Raw genomic sequence first — 3,131 nt, 5'->3', positions numbered from 1 at the left:
GTTCGGTGGCCGAATCCCGGCTCCCCCGCGGGCTGCCGCTGTTGATATCCGGGGGCTGCGGCCTGAACTGCGAGTGGAACAGAAGCTGGCGTGAGTCCGGCCTCTTCACCGACGTCTTTGTCCCACCTTGTGCCAATGACTCCGGTTCGGCTATCGGCACCGCTATGGACGCGGCGACATACTTTGGTGAGCCGTGCCGTCTTGAGTGGAATGTCTACGCGGGGGCCCCGTTCGTGCATGACGGGGAACCCGATCCCACCCGTTGGTCGGTCCAGCCGCTGCACGTCGAGCGACTTGCCAGGCAGCTGCTGGACGGTGGTGTGGCCGCGTGGGTCCAGGGACGCTACGAGATCGGACCGCGCGCGCTCGGGCACCGGTCGTTACTCGCATCTCCACTGACTGCCGGGGCGAAGGACCTCCTCAACACGATCAAAAAGCGCGAAGGGTACCGACCGATAGCGCCCTGCTGCATTGCCGAGGACATGGGCCTCTGGTTCGACAACCCGGTCGAGGACCCGTACATGCTGTACTTCAGCCGCGTCCGGACCGATGCTCTGCCAGCGGTCACCCACGTCGACGGAACGGCGAGGGTCCAGTCGGTGCGATCCAGCGACGAGCCCACTCTGTACCGGCTGCTGGAATCATTTCGGGCTGTTTCGGGCTACGGCGTCCTGTGCAACACCTCACTGAACTTCTCCGGGCACGGGTTCATCAACCGCATGTCGGAGCTCATCGGCTACTGCGAGGCGAAGAACATCTCAGACGTTATCGTCGGGGACAGCTGGTATCAGCGCAGCAAGGTCGGTTCGACCCACACCTAGCGTGTTGTCGCCGGGTGGATGCCGGCGAGCCGGCGGGCCGCGGTGACGGCCTGGTCGCCGAACCGTTCGTAGTAGCGGGAAAGCAACGTCAGGTCCACGGCGCTCTGAATCCCGTGTGGCCACGCCGGATCGGTCAGGGTTGCCAACAACCGCCGGTGGATCTGGTCGATCTGGTCGTCGGCGTCCTCCACCTGCCGGGCCGCCTCCCGGTCATCATTGCGGATCGCGGCGGCGAGCTGGTCGGCCAGGTCGCCGCACAGCCGGCCGAGATGGGTGATGGTGGGACGCAGCGGCGCCGGGACCACCGGGGCGGGCCGCCGGAGGTCGGCGGTGGCCGCGATGTGATCGGCAAGCTCGCCCATCCGTTCCACCCCGGTTGCTATCCGCAGACAGGCGACCACAAGTTGTAGGTCCCCGGCCACCGGATTCTGACAGGCAAGCAGCACCACGAGCTCGTCGTCCAGCTTCCGGCTGCGGACCTGCAGGCTCTGCAGGGCGGCGTGGACCGCAGCGGTATCAGCCCGGCCGGCATCGGGGCCGGCCACAGCGACGGTGGCGGCTGTGACGATCCGACTCGCCTCAGCGGCGAGCTCGCCGAGTGCCACCCGGACCCGGTCCAACTCGGCGGTGTAGTCAAACCGGTGCGGTCCCGGAACATCCATAATCCGATGAACCTCCATAGTCCGATGAACCTCCATAATCCGATAGTGGCGCCATCCTGGCGACCCTGCCCGTCGGGAGCATGCGCCACGTGGACGTCAGCCACCGACACTGCTCGGACCGGGCGCCGGGCGTGCGCTGGGTGCGCTGGGTGCGCTGGGTGCCAGCGGCGAGTTCCTGACCCGGAAGACCCGCGCGACATTGTGCGGCAGCCACCAGTTCCAGCGCCCGAACAGTGCCATCGCGCTCGGAACGAGCAGTGCACGGATAATGGTCACATCGATGATGATCGCCGCGCCGAGCCCGAACCCGAACTGCTGCAGACCGACGATCGACCCGGCCACGAAGCCCATGAAGGCGGCGAACATGACCAGGCCGGCCGCGGTCACAATGCGCCCGGTCTTGGCCAACCCGAGCGCCACCGCGGTCTCGTTGTCCCGGCCGGCGTCCCACTCCTCGCGCATCCGGCTCACGAGGAAGACCTCGTAGTCCATGGACAGACCGAACACCATCGCAAAGATGAAGACCGGGATCCAGCCCTCGATCTGGTCGAAGGAAATGAGCCCGAGCGCGCCACCCACGCCCCACTTGAAGAAGACCACCAGCAGGCCGTAGGCGGCAGTGATCGAAAGCAGGTTCAGGACGATTGCTTTCAGCGGGAGGATGATCGAACGGAAAGCCCGCAGCAGGAGGAAATACGTGAGGACGAGCACCCCGAGCACCAGCCAGGGAAAGGCGCTATAGGTGAGGTGCAGGAAGTCGACCCCGCTCGGAGGGCCGCCGCCGGCGTAGACGGCGACCCCGGTGGGGAACCCGGCCGCCGGGACGAGGTCCTGGCGCAGGCGGTGGGCGAAATCGAGCGACGCGGGCGTCCCGTACTCACTCTTCCCGATCACCTGTAGCTGTAGGTAACGCCGGGACGGGTCGACGAACTGCGTGCTGGCAGGGTCGAAGATGACCGCGGCGACCTGCGAATCGGCACGAAGACTGTGCTGGAGCCGCGTCAGCCCGGCCTGCACCTGGGCGTCATCGGCCCCGCCTGGCCGGTGGGAGTCGATGACGACCGTCGTCGGCGCCAGGGCGCCCGCGCCGACCGCATCGGAAAGGATGTCAAGGCCCTGGACACTCTCGAGAGTGCGCGGGATGCCCTTGTTCGAGCCCGGTCCGAGCTCGAGGGCCAGCACTGGCAGCGCGAGCGCGACGAGCAGTGCCGTGCTGCCCGCCGCGATGGCCGCCGGGTGGCGCATGATCGTCCATGCGAGACGAGCCCAGACGTTCTCCTCCGCCTCTCGGCGCTCGGTGATGGAGCGCGGTAGGAGCCGCACCCGATCGAGCTTCGCGGCCAGGAAGTACAGCAGGACGGGTAGCAGGGTCAGTGCGCAGGCGACCGAAATAATCGGGATGAACAGGCCGCCGATGCCGAAACCACGCATGAACGGCAGGGGCATGGCCAGCATCAGCGTGAGACCGATGGCGACCGCCGTGCCGCTGAACACGACCGCGCGGCCGGCTGTCGCCATCGTGGCGACGATCGCGTCCTGCGTCGCCTTACCGCTGTGGAGCTCCTCCCGGTAGCGATAGATGATGAGCAGCGAATAGTCGACAGCGATACCCAGGCCGATCAGCGGGACCAGGTTCTGCAGATACGTC

3 protein-coding genes are annotated in these 3,131 nt (G+C 66.9%); 1 reads left to right on the top strand and 2 read right to left on the bottom strand.

The window, feature by feature from the left end:
• Positions 1–821: carbamoyltransferase C-terminal domain-containing protein (locus U9980_RS26315; RefSeq protein WP_322770392.1), on the top strand; the 821-nt coding region annotated here is incomplete at its 5' end.
• Here U9980_RS26315 and U9980_RS26310 read toward each other — a convergent pair.
• A complete protein-coding gene (locus U9980_RS26310) occupies positions 818–1,483 on the bottom strand; it encodes a phosphate signaling complex PhoU family protein (RefSeq protein ID WP_322770391.1) in 666 nt (221 codons plus the stop codon). The genes U9980_RS26315 and U9980_RS26310 overlap by 4 nt on opposite strands.
• A gap of 96 nt (positions 1,484–1,579) precedes the next feature.
• Positions 1,580–3,131: MMPL family transporter (locus U9980_RS26305; protein WP_322770390.1), on the bottom strand; the 1,552-nt coding region annotated here is incomplete at its 5' end.

Origin of the sequence: Protofrankia sp. Cr1, assembly GCF_963555865.1 — a bacterium.
In the GTDB taxonomy this organism is placed as follows: domain Bacteria; phylum Actinomycetota; class Actinomycetes; order Frankiales; family Frankiaceae; genus Protofrankia.
This window is presented reverse-complemented; position numbering and strand designations above follow the sequence as displayed.